Annotated in this window: 29 protein-coding genes; 11 read left to right on the top strand and 18 right to left on the bottom strand. The window is 66.6% G+C overall.

What is annotated here, in order from left to right:
- Window positions 1–19 precede the first annotated feature (19 nt).
- The 3 genes from O3S82_RS00695 to O3S82_RS00685 are packed head-to-tail and all read left to right on the top strand — an operon-like array spanning window position 20 to window position 2,360.
- Window positions 20–403: a Zn-ribbon domain-containing OB-fold protein gene (locus O3S82_RS00695; RefSeq protein ID WP_269304746.1), complete on the top strand. Its 384-nt coding sequence runs from the start codon at window positions 20–22 to the stop codon at window positions 401–403.
- Window positions 400–1,569 carry an acetyl-CoA acetyltransferase gene (locus O3S82_RS00690; protein WP_269304744.1) on the top strand — a complete coding sequence of 390 codons (1,170 nt, stop codon included), beginning with the start codon at window positions 400–402 and terminating at the stop codon, window positions 1,567–1,569. The genes O3S82_RS00695 and O3S82_RS00690 overlap by 4 nt, the downstream gene beginning before the upstream one ends.
- Window positions 1,570–1,604: 35 nt before the next feature.
- Entirely contained in the window at window positions 1,605–2,360 is a 756-nt protein-coding gene (locus tag O3S82_RS00685; RefSeq protein ID WP_269304742.1) for an SDR family NAD(P)-dependent oxidoreductase, read from the top strand.
- Between the two features lie 115 nt (window positions 2,361–2,475).
- Here the strand turns inward: O3S82_RS00685 and O3S82_RS00680 are convergent, their stop codons facing one another.
- The 3 genes from O3S82_RS00680 to O3S82_RS17315 form a co-directional block, all read right to left on the bottom strand.
- Window positions 2,476–2,793 (bottom strand): hypothetical protein, encoded by a 318-nt coding sequence (locus O3S82_RS00680; RefSeq protein WP_269304740.1) that lies wholly within the window; start codon window positions 2,791–2,793, stop codon window positions 2,476–2,478.
- Between the two features lie 230 nt (window positions 2,794–3,023).
- The gene (locus tag O3S82_RS00675; RefSeq protein WP_269304738.1) at window positions 3,024–3,497 is read right to left on the bottom strand and encodes a hypothetical protein; all 474 of its coding nucleotides are present in this window, start codon (window positions 3,495–3,497) and stop codon (window positions 3,024–3,026) included.
- A 134-nt stretch (window positions 3,498–3,631) separates the two neighbouring features.
- Entirely contained in the window at window positions 3,632–4,252 is a 621-nt protein-coding gene (locus O3S82_RS17315) for a DUF6308 family protein (protein WP_442864672.1), read from the bottom strand.
- Between the two features lie 289 nt (window positions 4,253–4,541).
- On the opposite strand from O3S82_RS17315, the gene O3S82_RS00670 reads away from it, so the two are divergent.
- Window positions 4,542–5,183: a hypothetical protein gene (locus O3S82_RS00670; protein WP_269304735.1), complete on the top strand. Its 642-nt coding sequence runs from the start codon at window positions 4,542–4,544 to the stop codon at window positions 5,181–5,183.
- A gap of 180 nt (window positions 5,184–5,363) precedes the next feature.
- The gene (locus O3S82_RS00665; protein WP_269304734.1) at window positions 5,364–5,534 is read left to right on the top strand and encodes a hypothetical protein; all 171 of its coding nucleotides are present in this window, start codon (window positions 5,364–5,366) and stop codon (window positions 5,532–5,534) included.
- Window positions 5,535–5,612: 78 nt separating this feature from the next.
- Here O3S82_RS00665 and O3S82_RS00660 read toward each other — a convergent pair whose 3' ends face one another.
- The 6 genes from O3S82_RS00660 to O3S82_RS00635 form a co-directional block, all read right to left on the bottom strand.
- Window positions 5,613–6,506: a restriction endonuclease gene (locus O3S82_RS00660; RefSeq protein ID WP_269304732.1), complete on the bottom strand. Its 894-nt coding sequence runs from the start codon at window positions 6,504–6,506 to the stop codon at window positions 5,613–5,615.
- Window positions 6,507–7,064: 558 nt separating this feature from the next.
- Window positions 7,065–7,274: a DUF2188 domain-containing protein gene (locus O3S82_RS00655; RefSeq protein ID WP_269304730.1), complete on the bottom strand. Its 210-nt coding sequence runs from the start codon at window positions 7,272–7,274 to the stop codon at window positions 7,065–7,067.
- Window positions 7,275–7,411: 137 nt separating this feature from the next.
- Entirely contained in the window at window positions 7,412–8,839 is a 1,428-nt protein-coding gene (locus O3S82_RS00650) for a hypothetical protein (RefSeq protein WP_269304728.1), read from the bottom strand.
- Entirely contained in the window at window positions 8,836–9,411 is a 576-nt protein-coding gene (locus O3S82_RS00645) for a hypothetical protein (protein ID WP_269304726.1), read from the bottom strand. The genes O3S82_RS00650 and O3S82_RS00645 overlap by 4 nt, the downstream gene beginning before the upstream one ends.
- Entirely contained in the window at window positions 9,408–9,890 is a 483-nt protein-coding gene (locus O3S82_RS00640) for a DUF7665 family protein (RefSeq protein ID WP_269304725.1), read from the bottom strand. Before O3S82_RS00640 ends, O3S82_RS00645 begins: the two co-directional genes overlap by 4 nt.
- A 28-nt stretch (window positions 9,891–9,918) precedes the next feature.
- Complete coding sequence (locus O3S82_RS00635; protein WP_269304724.1) at window positions 9,919–10,371, bottom strand: hypothetical protein; 453 nt, start codon at window positions 10,369–10,371, stop codon at window positions 9,919–9,921.
- A gap of 114 nt (window positions 10,372–10,485) precedes the next feature.
- Here O3S82_RS00635 and O3S82_RS00630 point away from each other — a divergent pair, with 114 nt between their 5' ends.
- Together O3S82_RS00630 and O3S82_RS00625 are read left to right on the top strand one after the other, a co-directional pair.
- Window positions 10,486–10,830, top strand: coding sequence for a hypothetical protein (locus tag O3S82_RS00630; protein ID WP_269304723.1), 345 nt, complete (start codon window positions 10,486–10,488; stop codon window positions 10,828–10,830).
- On the top strand, window positions 10,830–11,936 hold the full coding sequence (locus O3S82_RS00625; protein ID WP_269304720.1) for an XRE family transcriptional regulator: 1,107 nt from the start codon (window positions 10,830–10,832) through the stop codon (window positions 11,934–11,936). Before O3S82_RS00630 ends, O3S82_RS00625 begins: the two co-directional genes overlap by 1 nt.
- 116 nt (window positions 11,937–12,052) lie before the next feature.
- Here O3S82_RS00625 and O3S82_RS00620 read toward each other — a convergent pair whose 3' ends face one another.
- Entirely contained in the window at window positions 12,053–12,565 is a 513-nt protein-coding gene (locus O3S82_RS00620; protein ID WP_269304718.1) for a nuclear transport factor 2 family protein, read from the bottom strand.
- Here O3S82_RS00620 and O3S82_RS00615 point away from each other — a divergent pair.
- From O3S82_RS00615 to O3S82_RS00600, 4 genes are read left to right on the top strand one after another with little or no spacing between them, the layout of a single operon-like run.
- Complete coding sequence (locus O3S82_RS00615) at window positions 12,564–13,217, top strand: hypothetical protein (protein WP_269304717.1); 654 nt, start codon at window positions 12,564–12,566, stop codon at window positions 13,215–13,217. The genes O3S82_RS00620 and O3S82_RS00615 overlap by 2 nt on opposite strands.
- Window positions 13,218–13,262: 45 nt before the next feature.
- Complete coding sequence (locus O3S82_RS00610; protein WP_269304715.1) at window positions 13,263–13,952, top strand: hypothetical protein; 690 nt, start codon at window positions 13,263–13,265, stop codon at window positions 13,950–13,952.
- Between the two features lie 53 nt (window positions 13,953–14,005).
- Window positions 14,006–14,284 (top strand): hypothetical protein, encoded by a 279-nt coding sequence (locus O3S82_RS00605; protein ID WP_269304713.1) that lies wholly within the window; start codon window positions 14,006–14,008, stop codon window positions 14,282–14,284.
- The gene (locus O3S82_RS00600) at window positions 14,271–14,579 is read left to right on the top strand and encodes a hypothetical protein (RefSeq protein WP_269304711.1); all 309 of its coding nucleotides are present in this window, start codon (window positions 14,271–14,273) and stop codon (window positions 14,577–14,579) included. The genes O3S82_RS00605 and O3S82_RS00600 overlap by 14 nt, the downstream gene beginning before the upstream one ends.
- A gap of 47 nt (window positions 14,580–14,626) precedes the next feature.
- Here O3S82_RS00600 and O3S82_RS00595 read toward each other — a convergent pair whose 3' ends face one another.
- The 8 genes from O3S82_RS00595 to O3S82_RS00560 form a co-directional block, all read right to left on the bottom strand.
- Window positions 14,627–15,598: an NAD(P)H-dependent flavin oxidoreductase gene (locus tag O3S82_RS00595; RefSeq protein ID WP_269304709.1), complete on the bottom strand. Its 972-nt coding sequence runs from the start codon at window positions 15,596–15,598 to the stop codon at window positions 14,627–14,629.
- Window positions 15,599–15,619: 21 nt separating this feature from the next.
- Window positions 15,620–16,516 carry an enoyl-CoA hydratase-related protein gene (locus tag O3S82_RS00590; protein ID WP_269304707.1) on the bottom strand — a complete coding sequence of 299 codons (897 nt, stop codon included), beginning with the start codon at window positions 16,514–16,516 and terminating at the stop codon, window positions 15,620–15,622.
- Window positions 16,513–17,295 carry an enoyl-CoA hydratase/isomerase family protein gene (locus O3S82_RS00585; protein ID WP_269304705.1) on the bottom strand — a complete coding sequence of 261 codons (783 nt, stop codon included), beginning with the start codon at window positions 17,293–17,295 and terminating at the stop codon, window positions 16,513–16,515. The genes O3S82_RS00590 and O3S82_RS00585 overlap by 4 nt, the downstream gene beginning before the upstream one ends.
- Window positions 17,292–18,311: an acyl-CoA dehydrogenase family protein gene (locus O3S82_RS00580; RefSeq protein ID WP_269304703.1), complete on the bottom strand. Its 1,020-nt coding sequence runs from the start codon at window positions 18,309–18,311 to the stop codon at window positions 17,292–17,294. Before O3S82_RS00580 ends, O3S82_RS00585 begins: the two co-directional genes overlap by 4 nt.
- Entirely contained in the window at window positions 18,308–19,468 is a 1,161-nt protein-coding gene (locus O3S82_RS00575; protein WP_269304701.1) for an acyl-CoA dehydrogenase family protein, read from the bottom strand. The genes O3S82_RS00580 and O3S82_RS00575 overlap by 4 nt, the downstream gene beginning before the upstream one ends.
- Window positions 19,469–19,471: 3 nt before the next feature.
- On the bottom strand, window positions 19,472–21,001 hold the full coding sequence (locus O3S82_RS00570; protein ID WP_179427038.1) for a tripartite tricarboxylate transporter permease: 1,530 nt from the start codon (window positions 20,999–21,001) through the stop codon (window positions 19,472–19,474).
- Between the two features lie 3 nt (window positions 21,002–21,004).
- Complete coding sequence (locus O3S82_RS00565) at window positions 21,005–21,526, bottom strand: tripartite tricarboxylate transporter TctB family protein (RefSeq protein WP_269304698.1); 522 nt, start codon at window positions 21,524–21,526, stop codon at window positions 21,005–21,007.
- 72 nt (window positions 21,527–21,598) lie between these two features.
- Window positions 21,599–22,579 carry a Bug family tripartite tricarboxylate transporter substrate binding protein gene (locus O3S82_RS00560; protein WP_269304696.1) on the bottom strand — a complete coding sequence of 327 codons (981 nt, stop codon included), beginning with the start codon at window positions 22,577–22,579 and terminating at the stop codon, window positions 21,599–21,601.
- Window positions 22,580–22,625 lie beyond the last annotated feature (46 nt).

Raw genomic sequence — 22,625 nt, 5'->3', positions numbered from 1 at the left:
GATCAAGGCGGGAGGCCCGATGACCATCGAGGAATCACGATCCCTGGACGCGACCTTCCGGTCGCGGCTCGAGGCCGGAGCACTGGCGTTCCAGCGGTGTTCGGAGTCGCACGCGGTGTTCCCGCCGCGGCCCGTGTGCCCCTCGTGCGGATCGACCGAGCTGGCCTGGGGCGACAGCGAGGGTCGCGGCACCATCTACTCCGCCACGACGATCTCCCCGCGCGGCGTGGATCCGTACACGGTGGTCGTCGTCGACCTCGACGAGGGATTCCGCATGATGTCGCGCCTCGACGGTGACGACGCGCTGGCCGCGAAGATCGGCGACCGCGTCGAGACCGAGATCCGCCCGCTGGTCGCCGACGGCGAGCTGCTGCCCTTCGTCCGCCTGGAGGCCACCGCATGAGCACGACCGAGAAGGAGCTGCGCGGCAGCACGTCGATCGTCGGTGTCGCCGAGGCCGGACTGGGCGAGGTCGGCCCGGGCGTCTCGGCCCTGCAGATCGCCGGCGAGGCCTCGCTGGCTGCGCTCGCCGACGCCGGGCTCAAGCCCTCCGACGTCGACGCCGTCTTCTGCCACTCCGCCTTCTTCACGTTCCCCGCGACGACGCTGAGCGAGTACCTGGGCCTCACGCCGCGGTACGTCGACACCACCGCCACGGGCGGCAGCTCGTTCGTCGCGCACCTGCGCCACGCGACCGCCGCGATCAACTCGGGCATGGCCGAGGTCGCGCTGATCGCCTACGGCAGCAACCAGCGCTCGCACTCCGGTGGCCTCGCGACCTCCGGCGCGAACCTCGTGCCCTCGTACGAGAACCCGTTCGGCCCGCGGATGCCCGTCTCGGGCTACGCGCTGGCGGCCGCGCGCCACTTCCACGAGTACGGCACGACGCGCGAGCACCTCGCCGAGATCGCCGTGGCCGCCCGCAAGTGGGCGCAGCTGAACCCGGCCGCGTTCATGCGCGACGAGCTCACGCTCGACGAGGTGCTCAGCGCCCGCATGGTCTCCACTCCCCTGTCGGTGCGCGACTGCTGCCTCGTCACCGACGGCGCGGGCGCCGTGATCGTGACCTCCACCGAGCGGGCGCGCGACCTCGGCAAGCCGCTCGTGCCGGTGCTGTCGGTGGCCGAGGCGTCGCGCCACATGAACATCTCGACCACGCCCGACCTGACGACCACGGCGGCCAAGGAGTCGGGCGCTCGCGCGTTCGAGCTGGCCGGGCTGACGCCGGCCGACGTCGACGTCGTCGAGGTCTACGACGCGTTCACGATCAACACGCTGCTGTTCCTCGAGGACCTGGGCTTCTGCGCCAAGGGCGAGGGCGGCGAGTTCGTGTCGGGCGGCGCGATCGCGCCGGGCGGCCGGCTGCCGGTGAACACGAACGGCGGCGGGCTGTCGTACACGCACCCGGGCATGTACGGGATCTTCCTCATCATCGAGGCGGTCCGGCAGCTGCGCGGCGAGGCGGGCGACCGCCAGGTGGCCGACGCGCACGTCGGCCTCGTCCACGGCAACGGCGGCGTGCTGTCGAGCCAGGTGACGGCCCTGCTGGGCGACGCCACCACCCTCTGACCTCTCTTTTCTCTCTAATACTCAGGAGCACATTCATGACTGGAGTTCTGCAGGACCGCGTCGCGGTCATCACCGGCGCCGGCCAGGGCATCGGCCGCGCGATCGCCGAGCGCTACGCCGCCGAGGGCGCGAAGGTCGCCGTCACGGACATCGACGGCGCCCGTGCGCAGGAGGTCGCCGACGCGATCAACGCGAACGGTGGCACCGCGATCGGCGTGGCGAACGACGTGGCGAGCCGCGAGTCGGTCAACGCCGCCGCGGCCGAGATCGCCGAGAAGCTCGGCACCATCACCATCCTGGTGAGCAACGCCGGCGTCACCCGCCCGGCGATGCTGTGGAAGATGACCGACGAGCAGTGGGACATCGTGCAGCAGACGCACGTCAACGGCTCGTTCTACTGGCTCCAGGCCGTGGTGCCAGGCATGCGCGAGCTGAAGCAGGGCCACATCATCCTGACCAGCTCGGCCGCCGGCATCAACGGCACGATCGGCCAGATCAACTACGCCACCGCCAAGGCCGCCCTGCTGGGCATGGCCCGCTCGGCCTCGAAGGAGCTCGCCCCGGCGAACATCATCGTGAACGCGATCGCCCCCGCCGCGTCCACGCCGATGACCGAGACGATCCGCACCGACGAGCGCTTCAAGGACAAGTACCTCGAGTCCATCCCCATGGGCCGCTGGGCCGAGCCCGAGGAGATCGCCGGCGTCTACGTCTTCCTGGCCTCCCCGGACTGCAACTACATGACCGGCCAGACCTTCTCCGTCGACGGCGGCCGCGTCCCCGTCCGCTGAGGTTCCGTTGTGCAGAAGGGCCCGCGCCTCAGCGCGGGCCCTTCGCGCTTCCTCCCGGCGGTCGAGTGTCGGCGAGCGAAGCGAGCCGCTGTATGAGACCACCCGAAGCACACGTCTAGGTCGACCGGGGCCCCTTAGGCACCTCGACGCGACGCGCAGCAAAGTAGTTAGCCCTGCGATGAATGAAGGCAGCAACGGAGACAGCGCGGCCCGCGGCATGCACCAACGCTGGCTGCTTCCTCTCGAAGCCGTCGACAGCTGCCCAACGGTCCATCAAGTCCGGCCGAGACTGCAGGAACTCGGCGAGTTCAATCTCGAAGTCCCGGTCCCGGAAGTCGTCCGCCGCTGACATCAGCGCACGAACGAAGCCTGCGTTCGCATGATCAGTGACGCTCGAAGCGACTTCCTCTACCCGGGTCTGGACTGGCTCCACGGCCCGAGCCTAGGGGAGGCACACGGGATCCGCGTCGCGCAGGTCCTTATTGTCCTGCCGCGGCCTTCGCGGCGAAAGGACGCAGTCCAATCGTCGAAGCGGCGGTGATAGTTCGGCGACGCCGACTACGCGTCGCCCCCTCAACGCAGGTGCCAATCGGCCGTCCGCCGGACTCGGCTTAGGCGACGCATCGCCCTAGGTCGGCGTTTTCGCATAGGCGTTTGCGTGCGCTACTTTGACCAATCGAAAGAGCGAACCTGGTCCCATCGCTCGGCCTCACCGTGCTTCTCGACTCGCTTGTTTCCCGGGGGTGCCAGGAGTTCGATCAGAATGGCTTCGAGACCTTTGACCGCGCCAGCGATCGTCAGGTCGTAGTGATCCCAGTCGTCGTCCACTGCTGCGATTCCGGGCGCGTCAACACGCTCGCCAGGACCATCGAAGCTGAACCAAGAGAAGGTGTCCCAATTGTTGCTGTGCCTACTGGTCGGCTTGGCATGATCGGACAGTCGTCCGCTCATTCGCCCGTAATCGATGGTGAGCCCGACATAGTAGATCTCAGGGCCGCGGTGAAGGACGTAGATGCCGCGCGCAGCCGAGAAATCGACCACCTCGCCGTCCCGCTCGCCGAGTAGTTGTCGCCGGGCGTTGCGGTTCCACTCGTATACCTGCCTGTCCCAGCGCGTTCCGTATGCACCGATCAGCATGTCTTTCCTCCCATAGTCAACTGCAAGTAGGGCCTTTACCTAGGGCGCTCGATGATCGCTCGCCTCGAAGACGGTCAGGGATTCGGAGCGCAACCTGGAGCTACTCGTCGGTGGACCGGAATGGCTGATGGCTGTCACGGCGGTCCGAACTTGCCTTCCATCCACGCGATTACGTCGAACACGCGCAGAGCCGACACAGCCTCGTCCAAACCAGCCTCCTGGCGAAGTCGTACGAGTCTTTCGTGGAGAGAAGGTTCGGAGACAAGGCGTGACCGCAGGGGCTCCCACAGACGATTCGAGCCCACCACGTCAGCTACGACGGAGTCGTAGATGGGCCTGAGCCGTGGCCTCTTCCGCGCGAGGAGTTTGCTTGCCGTCGTCGGGCCGACCCCGGGGAGCGCGGTGAGTTCCTTCCAGAGGGTCCAGCCCACCCACGTGGCGGGCCACGGATTGCGTTCCTCAACCAAATCGCGATCTGGGCCGAGGGCGGTAAGAAGCGAGTTAAATGTTTCGGCGCGCGTGTCAAGCAAGATGATTGCGGCTCGCGCGGGCACCTCGACCGACAAGAAGGTGACCGCGACGAGGTCGTCAGCCGTGAAACGGTTGGTGTCGGCCGGTCGAGACCCGGTGCTGTCCCAAGTGTCGAATCGTGCCCCTGTGAACGATTCGACGGGTGTAGATCCGCCGTAGTAGCGCGTCAGGGCACTGATGGCTCCGGCATCATCGGCCTCTCGAAGTGCTTGAGGTAGTCGCACGTCAGCGACGATCCCACGCGTCGCCCGCAGAGGTGGTGGCTTCCTCGGAATTCCCGCGCTTGAGTCGAATTGCCACCCGCTACGCGGCGAAAGGACGCAACCTCAGACTGTCCGGCAGCCTCGATGTTCGGGGTTGCCGTCACGTCTCGAGTGTCTCCTTGGGCGACTCTCGCGGCGGGACCGACAACTGATGTGAGAACCCCATCTGACGCCTTCGAAACCTTTCGGCCGGGGTCGCGTTGTGTGGGATCGTTTTCTCGTTCGAGTTGATTGAAGGGGCTCTTGGAACATGGATGGTGCACGGAGGCGTATCCCACTGGGATTCCTCTCGCTGACCGGCGCGTTAGTGGTGTCGGTCCTGTCCGGATGCGCGGCCATTGGAGTTTCGGACGATAACGTGTCGGCGACCGATGGGCCGCTCGACTTGTCGCTAGCCAGTGGGGGCAATGGCCTCTACCCGCCAGGAGTGAAGGGCGACTGGCACGGCACGTTCGGCGGGTTTCGACTGTGCCTGACCGAACCTGGGACTGCCACCCTGACCAGGGTCGAATTTCTCGGGCAGCGCGACCCGAATGACGAGGTACGGGCCGTGGTCCGACGAGTTTCGAAGGCGGCCGCCGAGGCCGGCGCGACGCCCGTCTTCAGCGAGGTCGGAACGCCCGAGGACGAGTTCGGCAGTCAGCCGGGGCAATCCATCGAGCCTCTCAAGGGTGCTGAAATTGCCGACGTGTGCAAGAACCCACCGGATGTGACCGCCGGTTTCTCAGAGCTGATGACCGTCCTCTTCGCAGACGCCGACGGCAATTCAATCGACGCAGTGAGGCTCAGTTACACCTTCAATGACGAGTCCTACCTCACCACAACCAGGTGGGAGAACTTCGTCTGTGACCGCGCGAGAAAGAACGAACAATGCAGCCCGAACGAGACTTAACGAGCTGAGACTGACGAGGTTGGGTTCCAGGGCGACGCAGCGCAAAGGCGGCCAAGTGACGCTAGGTCCTACCCGGCTGTTTCACCCCGCGGCATTGGCCCTGCCGCCGAGCCACGGGCGAGCTGAAGCCGCGAGCCGAGTTCTGCTCCCCAGCCTCCCGTTGCCTGTCACACTGCGGGCGTGGACCACGTCGTGCGTATCAGCTTGCTGGTCGTTGCCCTCTTCGGTTTCTTGAGGCTCCTCCGGTGGCTCGACGCTCGTTATCCCGGGGCATCCGAACGGACCCGAGAAGTCCGAACTGTCGCGCTCTCGCTGGCCTTTGGCCTTGTTATATCAGTGTTTCTCATCTGACGGTTCGCCCGTCCTTCGCGGCGGATGGACGCACCACCACGAGGTCTCAGGGAGCGTGCCCTGAATGCGCCCCGCAATCTAGGATTCGTTCTCTACGAGCACCCAGGCACGCTTGAGCGGGATCTCGGCTCGAATGATCTCGTCAAGGTCCTCGTACACGTCGAGCACCTGATCGAGAAGGTCATCCGCGTCCCAGACTCGCATCGTCAGCCGGTCCTTACGAATCTCGGCGCGCGCTTCTCGGGTGATTCCTCCCCAAGCAACGAGGAGTCCCTGATCTGCTCGATGCGACAACATCGCCCCTTGGAGACCTCGGACGACCGGGGCACCGATCGCGCCGCCGCCGGACTTCACTTCAACGATGAGGGTGGGCGAGTCAAGTCCCAGCGGCCCCGTCCCCGCGAGGATGTCGACGCCTTGATCAGGCCCTGGCGGCGAAATGTCGCAGTGAAATCCACGGACCGCCAGCACAGCTGCAACCAGACGCGTCAGGTCGTGCTCGCGAAAGCGAGTCCGGATGTGGGTGCGGACCCTGTCACGGATGGACTCGATGGTCGGTACCGGTTCGGGATCAAGCAGAGCGCCGGACGCTGTCGTCACAGAGGCGGAGGGTGTTTCATCGGGGTCGTCTGTGCTTGCTTCGGGATCGACGCCGGTCCGCAGCACCTCCGCGAACCTGGCCTCCGCGTTGTGCCGCGACAGTTGGAACACCGTCAACAGCGACCCGAGAGAGTTCAGCAGGTCTTGTCCAAGAGCAGCGCGGGGCACCTCATCTGCCCGCCAGTCAACGCGCACTGAATGGCGAGCGGGAGCGTGCTCGTCGAGATGTTCGTAACCACCCGTGCACACGCCGACCGCCAGTGTGCCCGAAGACGACAGCGGCAGAATGACCGTATCGCCTGGCTCAATCGACCGCAGGCCCCACAGCTGGCTCGCGAGGGTGCCAACCTTGGCCGTCGACTCGTTCGGCATGGTCGGAGCCACCAGCGAGACAACGTCATCGCGCGACTGTGCGTGCACAAGGGTCGGAACGGAGTTCCACGCTGCGGCGGCCCGGCCCTCAGCGAGACACCACTGCGCGTACGAACCGCCTCGTCCCCCGCGAACAACCCAAAGAGCCATCGGAGTGCCTTTCATAGGTGTGACTGCCTAGGGCAATCAGATCAGATTCAGATCGGCCGATCCCGGAGGCCCTCTCGTCGCTTGGCGTGCGTAGACCACGTCGCGCAGGCTGGCGATGGAAGCACTGTTCGCACTGCTCAGCCGTTCCGGGCAGTTGCTCCATATCGTCTGGTCACTGGGTCGCCGGGCTCCGCAGTGTGCTTGCTCGTCGTCGCCGCTACGAGTCACTGGCGGCGGAAAGACGCGATCGGACCGGTCCGTGTGGCGGGCTTGCCCGGCCCACTCCCCGCGTGGCGTAAACAACGGTCTGGGACGCTTGGGCCGCTCATCAGGCCGAGGCTTATGCAACTTACGAGATCCTCAAGGGCGGGACTTCCTTCAGGTTGGGAGCCCCGCCCTCGAACGGCCTTAGCCCTTGGATGAACGAGGGTCGCTCGACCGCGGGTAGGTGTTCTTCTCCGCGATCTTGCCGTCTCGGTTGTGGATCGTGTGCTCGCCGCCGGTGCGCTTGGTGCTCTCGCGGCCGGCCGCTTGGGCCTCGGCCTTCGTCGGGGCGGCACCGAAACCTCGTTGTGAGCCCTCGGTGCGATTGATCCAGCCGCCCTTGCCATCGGGCACCGTGTGAACGTTTCGTCTCGCCATGGTGTGTCACCTCCTCTCCTGTGCGAACTGTCTGGCTTCTGGGAATTGCAGATGTGCCTACTTGGCGAACTAAGCGACGGACGGGTCGGAGTCCAACCCAATCCGCGAGGTGTCTAACCCGACCGCCAAGGTCCTTCCTGCGTCCTAACTTCCCGCGAAGTTTCGACGAATCCAATGCGCGGAACCTCCGCCGCGCGGCTCCCGCGAGGCAGGGCGGTGCGCCCAGCGTCGTAGCTGAGCGTGATGTGCTGCTTCTGGCCGTGCAGGATTCGCAATGGCTCCGAGAGCGCCAGACACGCGGCCACGACACCCACGAATGGGGCCGCGACCGCAGTCTCGGCTAACTGGACGAGACCGCACCCGTCAGCACCCGCGGCCTCCGCGTTTCGGTAGGCGTCCTGCTGTTGAGCGTGTGCAGCACGGTTCGTTGATCCATGACCTTGCCAGGCGGCTAGGTCATGCGACGACGTACGACTCGGGAATGTATGGATGCTGATGCCGGTGAAGTCGACAGGTCCGGCGCCAAGACCCACGTCGACCGCGAAAGCCCACCCGATGTTACTGATGAGGCGGCGCGGTTCGAGCTTGTCGACACCGAGGAGGGCGAGCTCGGGTTCATTCGGATGACGCAGCGTCTCCGGAAGGAGGCGTCGCTCGACGATCCGAGTCTTGAAACCCGCGCCCTCGAGCGCCGACGCGACAACCCGGCTCTTCATGAGCCCCAAGTGCTCCGGCTTAACGAACATGCCGGTCGAACGATTCGCGACGTTGACCTTGTCGAAGTCCTGCAGGAGCAACTCGCACTGGCTGGGGTCGAGGTAAGGCAGCAGGCGCCAGCACCACGCGTAGCCTTGGCCAAGATGCCCAAGCCCAACCATCCAAGCGGATTTCGGCAGGAACTGGAGCACCGGGCCTAGCGCCTCTTCTTCGAGGCCCGCTTGGATGGAGTTAGGGCTCGTCTGGTCGGGTTGCCATAGGTTCAGCCCTCGTTGGCGGTAGCAGGCCTCGTCGACGCCAAGGACGCGCTTGAAGCATTCAGCCACGGCCAAGGCTGCGGCTGCAACTGGAGCCAGGACCATGTTGCCTCGCTCAGGGAGTCGACCTCCGGTCGTACCGACTGATGCAACCCAGTGGTCCCAAGTAACCTGGAGACTCACGATCCCCGTTGTCGCGGCAGTGCCAATGACGATCACCGGCCGCGATCCAACAGAGGCGTCATCCGCGCGCATGTGGTGCGCTCCAGCTTGAACAACCGCTTCGGCGAGAGTCAGGTGCGAGAGGCCTGGGAGCAGACATGGGCCGTCAGCGACAACCGGCGCAAGATAGACCGGTGCCTGCGCGAAGACCCGAGCGGTGGTTTCGACGGCGGTAAGAAGGGCGGCCTGGTACCCGTACGAGCTTGCCTCCGCTCCCGCAATGACTGTTGGGACGTTCGCTGTCAGGATGTCGGCAGCGTCGCCAAACGCGGTCACCCGGCCGCTGTCGATGAGTGCCTTAGCCGGGCGTGACAACTCCTCGACGCTGGGAATGATTGCGTTCATGACGGCGTCATCCTCCCGAAGACGCGCGTCAGCATGTTCCAGAAGTGCCTGGTTTGCGCTCTCGAGAACAAGCCGTAGATCTCGACGACCGCCGAGACGTTGCCAGCAGGCAACGCAATCCACTGATAGGAGCCGAGATAGATGTGCACTCCGCACTCCTCGACGCTGCGGGCATGGCCATAGGAGGGCACAATCATTGCGACGTGGCCGACCCTCGCCATCATCGGATTCGACGCGTCGATTTCAGACTGCTGGACCCAGGTGCTGGGATGAGTGTGAACATCCGCAACCACGCGCAGTGCCTGCTCCTCGCAGATTCGCCAAAGCTCGGTGAAGCCGGTCGTGGAGAAGCTGATACCTCCCGTGAGGCAGCGGGCGTCCAGGTCGTCGTAGTAGACGACCCGCTCAACATGGTCACCGGTGTTTGCGGCGAGGAGGAACGCGCCGGACTCCCGACGATCGTCACCTCGGCGCTGAAGCTCACCAAGAAGGTCCCTCCATCGCCTACGCGACATCTTGAACGATGCCTGTTCGTGCGCGTCGTTCACGACCGCGTTGCTCACCGCCGTCAAGACGCCTCCTCCTCACCAATGGAGTCGATGGTTGGGGTGGTCGCGGTCCGCAAGACTTCGCGAAGCAGGTATAGGACATCCACCACGGTCTTGTCGAGATCCCAGACGTGACCGGGGTGATCGCTAGCCCACCCGTCGTGTCCGTCAAGCGCGCGGCGGTCGTAAGGGAAGTAGAACGCCCCGCCGAACTGGGGGCTCCAACTCGGGTTGAAGACCTCGCTCGCACGACCGCCTTGGGGCCACAGCTCCACAGGCAGGGGGCCGTCGTCCGGAATGGACCAGAGTTGGCCGGTCGGTGCAGTACCGGGGTAGCTACTGCAATCGAGCCGGACGCCGACCCGGCGGCCATTCTTGGCCGCCAGGTCGAACGTCACGGCGATTCCGTCGCGGGCGACCAAGCGCCAGTAGCCGCGATCCACTCCGGACATGAAACGGTCCGATTGAAGATCTTCGACCAAGGCATTCTCGTCGGGACTCATCGCGGTTCCATCGCTCATCAGCCTCGGCTCAGCCAGCGAACTTATCGCCGGGAAGCAGGTCCAGGGCGAGCGTCTCACCCTTGCCGGCCAGTGTTCCGACATGCGTGTCCGGGTCGAGCGAGCCGGTGCTGCCCTTCAGGCGCAGAACGAGGTCATGCCGGTCTCCTTCCGGGAGGTCGAACCCGTCCTTGCCAGTAGCCCAGTCCAGGACCTTGTCGATCTTCGCGCCGGGACCGAACGTCTCGGTCTTCGTGGCGCCCGCGTAGGTGACGCTCACGGTAATCAGTCCCTTACCGACGTGAACCGCGGCAACGTTGCGGCCGGCGAGAACACGGACAGTGGCGTCAGCGGCGAGCGGCTCGGCGGCGTCCTCGGCCCAGATCTTGGTGCCCGCGCTTGCACCCGTGACATCTACGAGTGTCGCAGCCTCGTCTGCTTCGACAACTCGCTTCCCCTCGGCGTCATGAACGTAGACCCTCATGATTAGCCCTCCGATCTTTGGTGTGGCGGATGCCGGGCGACGATCGACCAGCGGTAGGCTTTACAGAACAAGTAAAGCACATCTTTGCTTTACGTGATTGGTAAAGGCGATCTGGTGAACGTTCTCCCGCTCGGCAACGGCGTCGCTGAGGCGCTGGAGCCGTCTGCGGTTGCGGCCCACGGAGGCGTGGTCAGTCACGATCTGCGCATCCTCCTCACCTACGTCAAGCTCGCCGGAAACATGGCGCACCTGACGAAGTCCAAGGGCACCAGACTCACCCAGCTCGCGAACGTAGGACGGACCGAATTCCACTTCGGAACCCCAGCGACCGGTCTGCTCCTTAGCCCCATCGACGAGCTCGGCAAACCCCTACATACCGACGGAACCAGACACAGCCTCAGCACCGTGTTTTCGGTCGCCATCTTGGCCGTCGGCCTGCCATTGAAAGAGGCCAGTTGATGAAACAGTCCGCTCCGGGCCAGCGAGTCCCGCAGCCACTAGCCCATGACTACCAGGTCACCCCCGGAGACCTCATCCGATTCGAACTCAACGCCCGCGGTTACACGCAAGCGGATCTTGCCGCTCGCGCCGGAACATCGGCGAAGCATCTCAACCAAGTGATCCAAGACGCCGTCCCGCTGTCCGCCGATACTGCGTTGCGCCTTGAACGCACCCTTGGAATCCCTGCGGTCGTTCTGACGCAAGCAGACGCGGTCAACCAGTCCAACAAGCAGCGGGTCAAGCTTCGAGACGGACTGATAGGCCACCGAGATTGGTATGCGAACTTCCCGAAAACCGTACTTCAAAGGCTCAGCATCGTCGACGTGAAGTCGTCTATCGAGACTCAGATTGAGGACCTTCTCAATTACCTGGCTGTCGCAGACCCCGACGCATACAACGCGGTCTATGGCGAAGCAGCTCTGTCATTCCGGCGATCGCAGCGCTGGACAGTCGACCCGCATGTCACGGCTCTCTGGCTCAGGAGCGCGGAGCTCAAAGCCGACGACCTGGAGGTTGAGCCGTACAACAAGGCAGCTTTCACCGAACTGCTCGAGCAGCTGCCGGAGGTCACACTCCTTCCCATGAGAGAGGCCTTCGCTGCCCTACAAGAACGATGCGCCCGCGTTGGGGTCGCGGTTGTCTTCAACCCAAGCCTCGATGGCACTCGCGCCTCGGCAGCCGTTCGATGGCTCGGTCCCGAACGACCAGTCATCGTTCTTACTGAGCGCGGAAAGTTCGAAGACAGCGTCTGGTTCAGCTTCTTTCATGAGGCGGCGCATGTCGTCCTTCATCCTCGGCGTCGGAGCCTCATCGAACTCGACGGGTCGGACGACACAGACGGCGCGGAAACCGAGGCGAACACCTTTGCAAAGAAGGTGATTCTCCGCGGACGTGGACGTGAGCTCTCGAAGGTCGAGGGACGCGAGGAGCTGGTGGCTTTCGCCGAGAAGATCGGCACTCATCCCGGACTGGTTGCGTGCATCTGGGCGTACGACCGCGGTAAGTCTGCCTGGCCGGTCGCAACGAGACTGCGTATGCGGCTGGATCTTTCCAGCTTGACTTGAGTAGTTGCGCTGACTTGGTGGCCAACTGCGGGAAATCGCGCGAGCGGCCCTACATCATTGTGGGCGGAATGACGCATCCTCTGGAACTTCCCCGCTCGCACGACAAGGACGCGGACTCAGCCGACTGGGACGACGTAAGACTCGACCTCGGCGATGAGGTCGCCTCGGAACGTAAACAGGTCGCTGTAGACGAACGCGATGCGACCAGCCTGCTTGTGGTGGCCGACGCCCGTGCCCGTGAGGATGAAGACGTCGCCGGATTCGAAGGTGCGGTCGACGGTCAACTCCGGACGGCCCTCGAAGTATGGGTTCTCGATCTCGGTGTCGAAATCCACCTTGCCACGCGTTGTTCGGACGCCGTGCACGTGCAACACCACGTCGTCCGTCAGGCAGCTCAGCACCAGGTCGTGGTCGCTGCGGCGGAAGCCCTCCATGTAGCGGTCGAGGACCTCCAGCCTGGGGTTGGTCACGCGCTTCTCCTTCACGATGGTGAGCAAGTCCGATGGTGGGCACTTCGCCAACGCATCGTCACTCGCACCAGACCTCCTCTGCGAATCGGAGTACGGAATCGCGGGTAGGCGTCTCTTCATTGCCGACACCAGCGGCTCGCCACGGATGGAGAACGTCATGCCCAGTCACCACACCTCGAACACCGAACCCGCCCCCGGCACGATGCGTCGGCGCCGGCGCGGCATTCTTCTGTCCCTCGCGTTGGTTGTTGGCCTGCTCAGTGCTGCGACCAGCGCTCAGGCGCGGGAGGCCACCACGCCGGATCCCGCGGGCGGCGGGTCGAGCGCCTTCGACCTCTACAAGGTCAAGGTCGTCAACAACGCCAAGGGCGTGCGCGTCACCGTGAGGATGAAGCCGGTCGACTGGAACGCGGAGTCCACCCCAGTCGGCGAGTTCCGCCTCCTTCTCGACACGAACCACAAGTCGGCCGGTGCCGAGTTCGCCGACGAGGTCGGCATCCCGGGTGACGGCGGGTTCCGCGCGCTCAAGGGATCCACAGCGCACCGGGAGAGCTGGGTGACCTATCCGTTCCCCGGCAGGTGCGGCAAGTCGGTTCGTGAGCGGTACGACCTCGAGAACGGCATCGTCGTGGTCCACGTCAAGCCGAAGAAGGGCTGCCTGTACCACCCGAAGTACGTCCGGGTGAACGTGCGGAGCATCCAGTCCGGGTACATCGACGACTCCGGCTACCACGCATACACGCCGGCGCGCATCGATCACCTGCCGTACAAGAACTCGTTCACCCCGTGGGTGAAGTACTCGAAGAAGTAGCCGAGCCCGCGAACAGGCGGCGAGGACGAACCTAGGCTCTCGTGGGTGAAGTCCGTTCTCGCCGCCGTCGCCGTCGCGTCCGCCCTGGTCCTCGCAGCGTGCGGGCCCTCCAGCCCGGACGTCGACCCGCAGAAGTACGGGACCGTCGTCGAGGAGGCGCCTCGCAAGCTCCTCTCGGAGGACCAGATCGAGAAGGCGCTGCTCACCGTGAAGGACCTTCCCGACGGGTGGAGCGTCTCCCCCGCTCCCGACCCTGCCGGCGGGTCCGAGGTGCGGAGGGACTCCGCTCACCCGGCGTGCAAGACGCTGACGCAGACCTTGGACGACGACATCTCGGCGTCCGGCACGAGTGACGTCTACTTCTCCCGGAGCGAGAACGGCCCCTTCCTGAGCCAGTCGGTGCTCTCGCGGCCGAAGCGCGAGGTCCTGAAGGAGATGAAGTCGCTCCGCAAGGTGCTCGCGGACTGCCCCTCCTACACCGAGACAGCCCAAGGCATGACGATCACGTACCAGCCCTCCAGCATGGCCTTCCCCCAGCTCGGCGACGACACGGTGGCGCTGAGGCTGCGCTCCAGCTCGGGCGGGCAGGTCATCGACGTCCCGATGGTGATCGTCCGGGTCGGCAGGACTCTCGTCATGCTCGCCTCGTACGAGGTCGGCGGCAGCATGTCGCCTCAGGACTTCGAGGCCGTGGCGCGGACCGCCGTGAAGAAGGCCAAGGCCGCTGCGAAGTGAGCACCCGGACTGAGTGGGCCACAAGTCGACGTGAGACCAGCAAGACTGGCGGCATGAGTGAGTTCATCGAGGTCTGGGAGCGCATCCGGCGCTGCGCCGGCGAGGAGTTCACGACGGCCAGCGGGCTGCCGTTCACCTACCGAGTCCCGGGCGACTACCTCCGAGTGACGAGGGACGGGCGCGAGATCAACCGCTCGCTCTCACGCACCAACTTCGCGAAGGCCACCGCCGCGATGCCCGCCGACCGCCCGAGCGACATCAAGGACCGCCAGGGATCGGCGTACACCTGGGCAATCCTCATGGACAAGCGGGTTCGCCGTGACGACTGGTGACGAGCGCGGCGACTCTCGTCACGCCGAGCCGGATGACCTGTTGAAACACATCATTGACCTCGAGGGCGACTTCGTCGAAGGCGACCCGCGTGAATACGACCCTGTCGAACTCATCAGGTACGCGTTGGCGTGGCCGATGGACTACTGGCCTGCCCACGCCATGAAGTGGCTCGAACAAGGTGTTCCTTCCGAGGCACTCAGCGTTGAGCTCGGCAATATCGCTTCGGACGCCCGACGGCCGCAGGCGCTGCGTCATCGCGCTAAGCGACTCCGCAGGTCTCCGCACACGGGTTGAACGACGAAGGGCCCGGCCGAGACGGCCGGGCCCTTCGTTTCGCAGCGTCAGTTGATGAAGCCGGCCAAGCGGCCGTTGATGATCTGCTCGGCGCCGGAGACCATGCGCTCGACGAGCTCGCGAGCCGAGGGGACGTCCTGGATGAGGCCCTGGACCATGCCGACGGACCAGACGCCGGCATCCAGATCACCGGACTCGTAGACCTCGCGGCCGCGGACACCGGCGACGAGTTCGCGGATGTCCTCGAACTGGGCGCCCTCGTCGAGCATCGAGACGACCTTGGTGCTGATCTCGTTGCGGGCCACGCGCGCGGTGTTGCGCAGCGGGCGGAAGATCAGCGAGGTCTCGCGCTCGGTGGCCTCGACGATGCGGTCCTTGACGTTCTGGTGGATCCACGACTCCTGCGTGCTCATGAAGCGGGTGCCCATGTTCACGCCGTCGGCGCCCAGCGCCAGGGCCGCGACGAGGCCGCGCTCGTCCGCGATGCCGCCCGAGGCGATGATCGGGATCGAGAGCTTGTCGGCGGCCGCAGGAATCAGCACCAGCCCGGGGATGTCGTCCTCGCCCGGGTGGCCGGCGCACTCGAAGCCGTCGATGGAGACGCCGTCGACGCCCACCTTCTCGGCGCGCAGCGCGTGACGGACGCTCGTGCACTTGTGGAGCACCTTGATGCCGTGGTCCTTGAAGAACGGCATGTGCGGCTCGGGGTTCGCGCCCGCGGTCTCCACGATCTTCACGCCCGACTCGGCGATCGCGTGACGGTACTCGTCGTACGGCGGCGGGTTGATCGACGGGAGGATCGTCAGGTTCACGCCGAACGGCTTGTCGGTCAGCTCGCGCGCCTTCGCGATCTCACCGGCCAGCGCCTCCGGGGTCGGCTGCGTCAGCGCGGTGATGATGCCCAGCGCGCCCGCGTCGGAGACGGCGGCGGCCAGTTCGGCCCGCCCCACCCACTGCATCCCGCCCTGGACGATCGGATGGGTGACACCGAACGTCTCGGTGAAACGGGTCTTCAGCATGAGGGCTCCTTCGAGGGGGATTCAGTCGGCGGCCGGGCGGACCGGCCAGTCGGGAACGGCATCGGGCAGGTCGGTGCCCAACCTGCCGGTGAACACGGCGTCGCGCTTCTCGAGGAACGACGCGACGCCCTCCTTGGCGTCGGGTCCCTGCTTGAGCGCGGCGATCGTCTGGGTCTCCAGCTTGTGGGTCTCCCACAGGTCGTCCTGCGTCAGCTGCGACCACAGCATCCGGCGCGTTGCCGCGACGGCGACGCCCGAGGTGTTGTCGGCGATCTCGCGCGCGATGGAGTGCGCGGTCGGGAGCACGTCCTCGGGCTCCACGACACGCGACACCAGCCGCCCGCGCAGCGCCTCGTCGGCCTCGAACACACGACCCGTCAGCGCCCACTCCGACGCCTGCGAGATCCCGACGACACGCGGCAGGAACCAGCTGGAGACGGCCTCCGGGGCGATGCCGCGGCGCGCGAACACGAAGCCGAACTTCGCCTTCGTCGACGCGATGCGGATGTCCATCGGCAGGGTCATCGTGATGCCCACGCCGATCGCGGCGCCGTTGATCGCGGCGATGACCGGCTTCGGGAACGAGGCCAGGCGCAGCGTCACCACGCCGCCGCCGTCACGCGGCAGGCCCGCGATCTCGTCGGCGTCCGAGCGGTCGTTGCGCATGCCGTCACCGCTGTAGGAGAACGGCTTGTCACCCGCGCCGCCGAGGTCGGCACCGGCGCAGAACGCCCTCCCCTCCCCCGTCACGATGACGACGCGCACGTCGTCGTTCGCCTCGGCCCAGTCGAGGGCCTCGACCATCTCGGTGCGCATGACCGGCGTGAACGCGTTCATCCGGTCGGGCCGGTTGAGGCGCAGCTCCAGGACGCGGTCGGCCAGCGTCAGCGTGATCTGCTCGAACTCGGGAACGCTCACGTGATCGACCACTTCCCGGTGAACTCGGCCTCGGTCTTGTCAGCGAACGCCTTGAAGGCGGCCGGGGCATCGTCGGTGGCGTAGTTGATCGCCTGGGCGCGGGCCTCGTTGTCGAGCACGTCGCGGAACGACTGGACCACACCGTTGTGCAGGAGGTCCTTGTTCTGGGCGATCGCGATCGGGGGCATCGCGGCGAGGCGGTCGGCGAGGTCGGCGACGAAGCCGTCGATCTCCTCGGGCTCCTTCACCCACGTGACGAGGCCGAGCTCCTTGGCCTCCTCCGGGGTGACGAAGTCGGCGAGGAACGCCAGGCGCTTCGCCTGCTGGAGACCCGCGAGCCGCGGCAGCAGCCAGGCGCCGCCGAAGTCGAGGCTCAGGCCACGCTGGGCGAAGATCTCGGAGAACTTCGCGGTCGACGACGCCACAACGAAGTCGCAGCACAGCGCCATGTTGAAGCCCGCGCCGACAGCCGCGCCCTTGACCTTCGCGATCGTCGGCTTGTTCAGGCTGTAGAGGGCCTCGGGCGTGCGGCTGATGTTGCGCACGCGCGTCAGCGGGTGGCCCGCCGCCGGTCCGCCACCGATGTCCGCGCCCGCGCAGAACGCGTCGCCGGCACCCGTCAGCACCACGGCGCGGATCGAGTCGTCGTACGAGATCGTGCGCAGGTGGTCGTGGAGCAGCGCCCAGCCGTCGGCCGTCTGCGCGTTCTTGCGGTGAGGGCGGTTGAGGGTGATCGTCGCGATCTGGTCCTCGACCTCGAGGAGGATGTCGTCGCTCATGCGGTGGCCTTCGCGGAGTCGATGGTGGCGCGGCCGAGGGCCGCGGTGAGCTCGGTGAGGCTGCCGTGGGCCTGCTCGAGCGCCTTGCCGCGCTTGAGCCACAGCTGGAGGTGGTGCTCCCACGTGAAGCCGATGCCTCCGTGCAGCTGGAGCGAGGCCCGGTTGGCCTCGAACTCGGCCTCGACCGCCACGATGCGGGCGGCCAGAGCGGCGGTCGGGGCGTCGGGTGCACCGTCGGCCACCTTCGCCGCGGCGGCGTGCACCGCGAACGCGGCCAGCTCGACGTTCGCGACCGCGTCGGCCAGCTGGTGCTTCACGGCCTGGAACGAGCCGATGACGCGACCGAACTGCTCGCGCACCTTCGCGTAGGCGACGGTCTCGTCGAGCATCCGGCGGCTGAGACCGATGAGGACGCTCGCCGACGCCGCGGCCTCGTGGGCGAGGACGGTCTCGACGCGACCACCGGGCAGCACCTGGGCCGCGCCCTCGGGCAAGGTCACCGCGAACTGCCGGCGAGACGGGTCCATCGAACGCAGCGGCGTCAGCTCGCACGCGGACGTCTCGACCAGCTTGAGCTCGTCGCCGTCGCGGAAGATCAGCACGTCGCTGACGTGCGCGTCCGGCACCGAGGCCAGTCCACGCAGCGCGACCGTCGCCGTGGCCGAGCCGTCGGCCAGCCTCGGCAGCCAGGCCGCCTGCTGCTCGGGCGAGCCCGCGACGGTCAGCGCGACCGGCGCGGTGACGAGTGACTCGACCAGCGCGTCCGGCACCGCGTGGTAGCCGACGCGCTCCAGCACGAGGGCGAGGTCGACGAGCGTGCCGCCATAGCCCTCGAACTCCTCCGGAACGAGGATCGTGGTCAGGCCGAGCTGCGCGATCGTCGCGCGGAGCTTCTCCGACCGACCGGTCTCGGTGGTCCACAGCGCCCGCAGCGCCTCGACATCGACCTCGGCCGCCACAGCCTGGTCGAACGACGTCGCGAGGTCCTGCTGCTCGGGTTCGAATGCGATCTTCATCCGCGCGGCTCCTTCGGCAGTCCGAGCATCCGCTCGGAGATGATGTTGCGCTGGATCTCGTTGGACCCGGCGTAGATCTCGGCGCCCCGCCCGTGCCAGTAGTTGCGACGCATGCCGAACATCTCGCCGTCGGGACCGTGGTCGGTCATGACCTCGGCGTCCGCGCCGAGCACCGCGAGGTGCTGCTCGTGGACCGCCGTGTGGATCTGGGTGTAGAGCATCTTCTGGATGCTGGAGACGTCCGGGCCGGTGCGGCCCGTGGCGATCTCGTGCGTCGCCGCGTACGTGGCCTGCTCGTAGGCGAAGGTCCACGCCGCGAGCCGGCCGAGCTCCTCGACCTGGCCCTCGGAGCCGCGCTCGCCCGTGTCGCGGGCGAGGTCGACCAGCGCCTGCTCGAGGCGCGTGTGCGTGCCGCGGCCCGTGCCGCGCTCGAGCTGGAGCGACGTGCCGGCCACGCGCCAGCCGTCGCCGACCTCGCCGATCACGTTCTCCACCGGCACCTCGACGTTCTCGAAGAACACCTCGGCGAAGCCCGGGTTGCCGTGCAGCTGGCCCAGCGGGCGGATCTCCACGCCCGGCGAGCGCAGGTCGATGATGACGAACGTCAGGCCCTTGTGGCCCTTCGCGGTGGGATCGGTGCGCACGAGCGCGAACATCGTGGTGGCGATGATGCCCTGCGAGGTCCAGATCTTCTGGCCGTCGACCACCATCGTGTCGCCGTTGATGCGGCCCGTGGTGCGGATGGCGGCCAGGTCGCTGCCGGCGCCGGGCTCGGAGAAGCCCTGGCACCAGATGTCCTCGCAGTTGAGGATGCCGGGCAGGAAGCGCTGCTTCTGCTCGTCGGTGCCGTGCGCCTCGACGGTGGGACCGCCGTGCACGAGGCCCATCTTGTTGAGGCGCTCCGGCAGCCGGAATCGCGCGTACTCCTCGTCGTAGATCAGCTGGTCCCAGGCGTCGGCGCCCATGCCGCCGACCTCCTTCGGCCAGCCCGGCGCGGCGTAGCCGGCATCGAAGAGCGCCTTCTCCCACTCCAGGTGCTGGCTGAGGCCGGGCTCGGAGTACGGGCTGTCGAGGCGACCCTTCGGGCCGTTCGCGGCGAACCAGTCCTGCAGCTCGCGGCGGAACGCCTGCTGTTCGGGGGTGAAGTTCAGGTCCATGGGTCAGTCCTCCGCGAGCTGCTTGGTCATGTCGATGATCCCGTTGCCCTGACCGCGGCGACGGCGGATGGCGCCGACGACCGAGGTCACGATGACGAGTGCGACGACGGCGATGATGGTGCCCGAGATCGGGCGGGTGACGAAGATCGACAGCGAGCCGTCCGACATCAGCAGCGACTGGCGGAACGCGATCTCCATGACGCTGCCGAGCACGAACGCCAGCACCAGCGGCGCGGGCTCGAAGCCGGTCTTGCGCATGAGGTAGCCGACGAAGCCGGCGATGATCATGACCCACATGTCGAACTGCGTGTAGCTGATCGTGTAGACGCCGATGAGCGTGATCAGCAGCGCGACGCCGCCGATGATGCCGATGCGCACGCGCAGCAGCTGCACGAACAGGCCGACGAACGGCAGGTTGAGCGCCAGCAGGATCAGGTTGCCGATGAACATCGAGGCGATGACGCCCCAGAACAGCTCGGGGTGCTCGTCGATCATGCCGGGGCCGGGCGTGATGTCCTGCATCATCAGCGCGCCGAGGATCAGGGCGAGGACGGCGTTGGACGGCAGGCCCAGCGTCAGCAGCGGGATGAACGCCGAGATCGACGAGGAGTTGTTCGCGGTCTCGGGACCGGCGACGCCCTCGATGGCGCCCTTGCCGAACCGGCTCGGGTCCTTCGCGACCTTCTTCTCCACCGCGTACGAGGCCAGCGAGCTCATGACGCCGCCACCGCCGGGCAGGATGCCGATCGGGAAGCCCAGGATCGTGCCGCGGGCGATCGGTCCGCGCGAGTCCTTCCAGTCCTGCTTGGTCGGCAGGATGCGGTCGATCGTGCCGATCGTGCCCGAACTGGTGAGGCGCTTCTCGAGGTTGTACATGATCTCGCCGATGCCGAACATGCCCATCGCGATGGCGACGAGGTCGAGGCCGGAGATCAGCTCGGGCATGTCGAAGCTGAAGCGCGACGTGCCCTGGATCGGGTCGGGGCCGACGGCGGCGAGCAGCAGGCCGAACAGCGCGGCGATGACGCTCTTCACCGTGGACTTGGTGCCGAGGTAGGTCACCAGCACCAGGCCGAGGATCGTGATGGCCGCGTACTCGGGCGGTCCGAAGCGCAGCGCGGCGGCGGCGACGGCCGGGGCGATGAGCGCCAGACCGATGATGGCGATCGTGCCGCCGATGAAGGAGCCGATCGCGGCGATGCCGAGGGCTGGTCCGCCGCGTCCCTGCTTGGTCATCTCGTAGCCGTCGAGCGCGGTGATCGCGCTCGCGGCCTCGCCCGGGATGCGCAGCAGGACCGAGGTGATCGTGCCGCCGTACATCGAGCCGTAGTAGACGCCCGCGAGCATCATGATCGCGGCCTCGGGCGTGATCGAGTACGTGATCGGCAGCAGCAGTGCGATCGTGGCGGTCGGACCGAGACCCGGCAGCACGCCGATGATCGTGCCGATCGTGACGCCGAGGAAGACGAAGAGCAGGTTCTCCGGGGTGAAGACGACCCCGAAGCCCGACATGAGGTTGGTCAGCGAGTCCATGGGTCAGCGACCTCCCCACAGGCTGGCGACGATGTCCTCGGGCAGGCGGACGCCGAGCGCGGTGACGAAGAGCAGGTAGCTGGCCAGCGGCGCGACGACGGCGATCGCCAGCGACATGCGCCAGCTCTCGCCGTTGAGGCCCTTGAGCCAGAGCATGAGGAAGACGAAGCCCGCCAGGATCGAGCCGGTCTGCTCGAACATCAGCGTGAAGACGACGAGCGTCACGAAGCCCCCGAGCACGCGCGCCGTGGCGCCCAGCTCGAAGGTCTCGATGCCGTCGGTCATGTCCATCACGAAGCCGAGCAGCGAGACGACGATGATGCTGACGATCAGCACGCGGGGCCAGTAGCCGGGGCCGGGCTCGGTGAGCGTGCCGACCTCCATCTCGCTGGTCTGCAGGTGGAAGACCACCGCGATCGCGATGGCGACCACCAGCGGCACCTTGGAAGCGAGCCAGCCGGTGCCGCGCGTGGTCGCGGGAGGGCTCTCGGGCACCGCGGCCTGCTCTTCGGTCATGTCGGTCATGTCGAGGTCCTGTCAGGTGGAATCGGGAACGGTGGGCCCGGACCGCGGACGGTCCGGACCCACCACGGCTGATCAGCCGAAGAGCTGCTTCAGGACCGGCGTCAGGTCCTTGACCTCGTCGTCGATCTTCTGCTGGAGCTCCTCCGAGCCGATGAACTCGGCGGGGACGTTGAGCTCGCCGGCGGCCTTGCGGGTCGCGGGATCCTCCAGCGCGGTCTCGAGGGAGTCCTCGAGCTTCGTGACGATCTCCTCCGGCGTGTCCTTCGGCGCGATGACGATGAAGGACGAGATGCCGTAGGTCAGCTTGTCGAAGCCCGACTCGGCCAGCGTGGGCGTGTCGCCGAGGTACTCCTTGCGGTCGGGACCCATGACCGCGAGCGGGCGGATCTTGCCGGCCTCGTGCTGGGCGCGGACCTGCTCGTTGTACGACGGGATGATGACGTCGACGTTGTCGCCGAGCAGACCGGTCAGGGCCGGGGCGTCGCCCTGAAACGGCACGAGCTTGAACTCGGTGTCGTACTCGGTGCCCATGCGCAGCAGCTCGACGGCCTGCGGGGTCTGGGCGCCGGCGGCGCCGACGGTGATCTTGCCCGGACGCTTCTTGGCGTCGGCGAGGAGGTCGTCGAACGTCTTGTAGGGCGAGTCCTCCTTGACGAAGAAGACGCCCGGCGACTCGGTGACGACGCCGATCGGGGTGCCGTCGCCGGCCTCGAAGCCGACCTTCTCGATGGTGGGGACGCGGCTGATGGCCGACGCGGTGGTCGTGCCGAGCGTCAGGCCGTCCGGCTTGCTGTTGATGACCTTCGCCGAGCCGACGGCGCCGGAGGCACCCTCGAGGTTCTCCACGACGACCGAGACCCCCAGGTCCTTCTCGAACTGCTTGGCGACGGCGCGACCGGCGAGGTCGGTCGGGCCACCGGCGGCGTACGCGACGACCATGGTGATGTCACCGGCCGGGTAGTCCTCGGCGTCACCGCTGGAGGCCGAGTCGCCGCACGCGGCCATCGACACCGCCAGCACGCCGGCGAGGGCTGCGAAGCTGAGTTTCTTCATCGTGTTTCTCCTGTGATGGGTGGGGGGATCAAGGTGTCGCCGGATG

This window comes from Aeromicrobium sp. HA, from assembly GCF_027171405.1.
Taxonomy (GTDB): domain Bacteria; phylum Actinomycetota; class Actinomycetes; order Propionibacteriales; family Nocardioidaceae; genus Aeromicrobium; species Aeromicrobium tamlense.
This window is presented reverse-complemented; position numbering and strand designations above follow the sequence as displayed.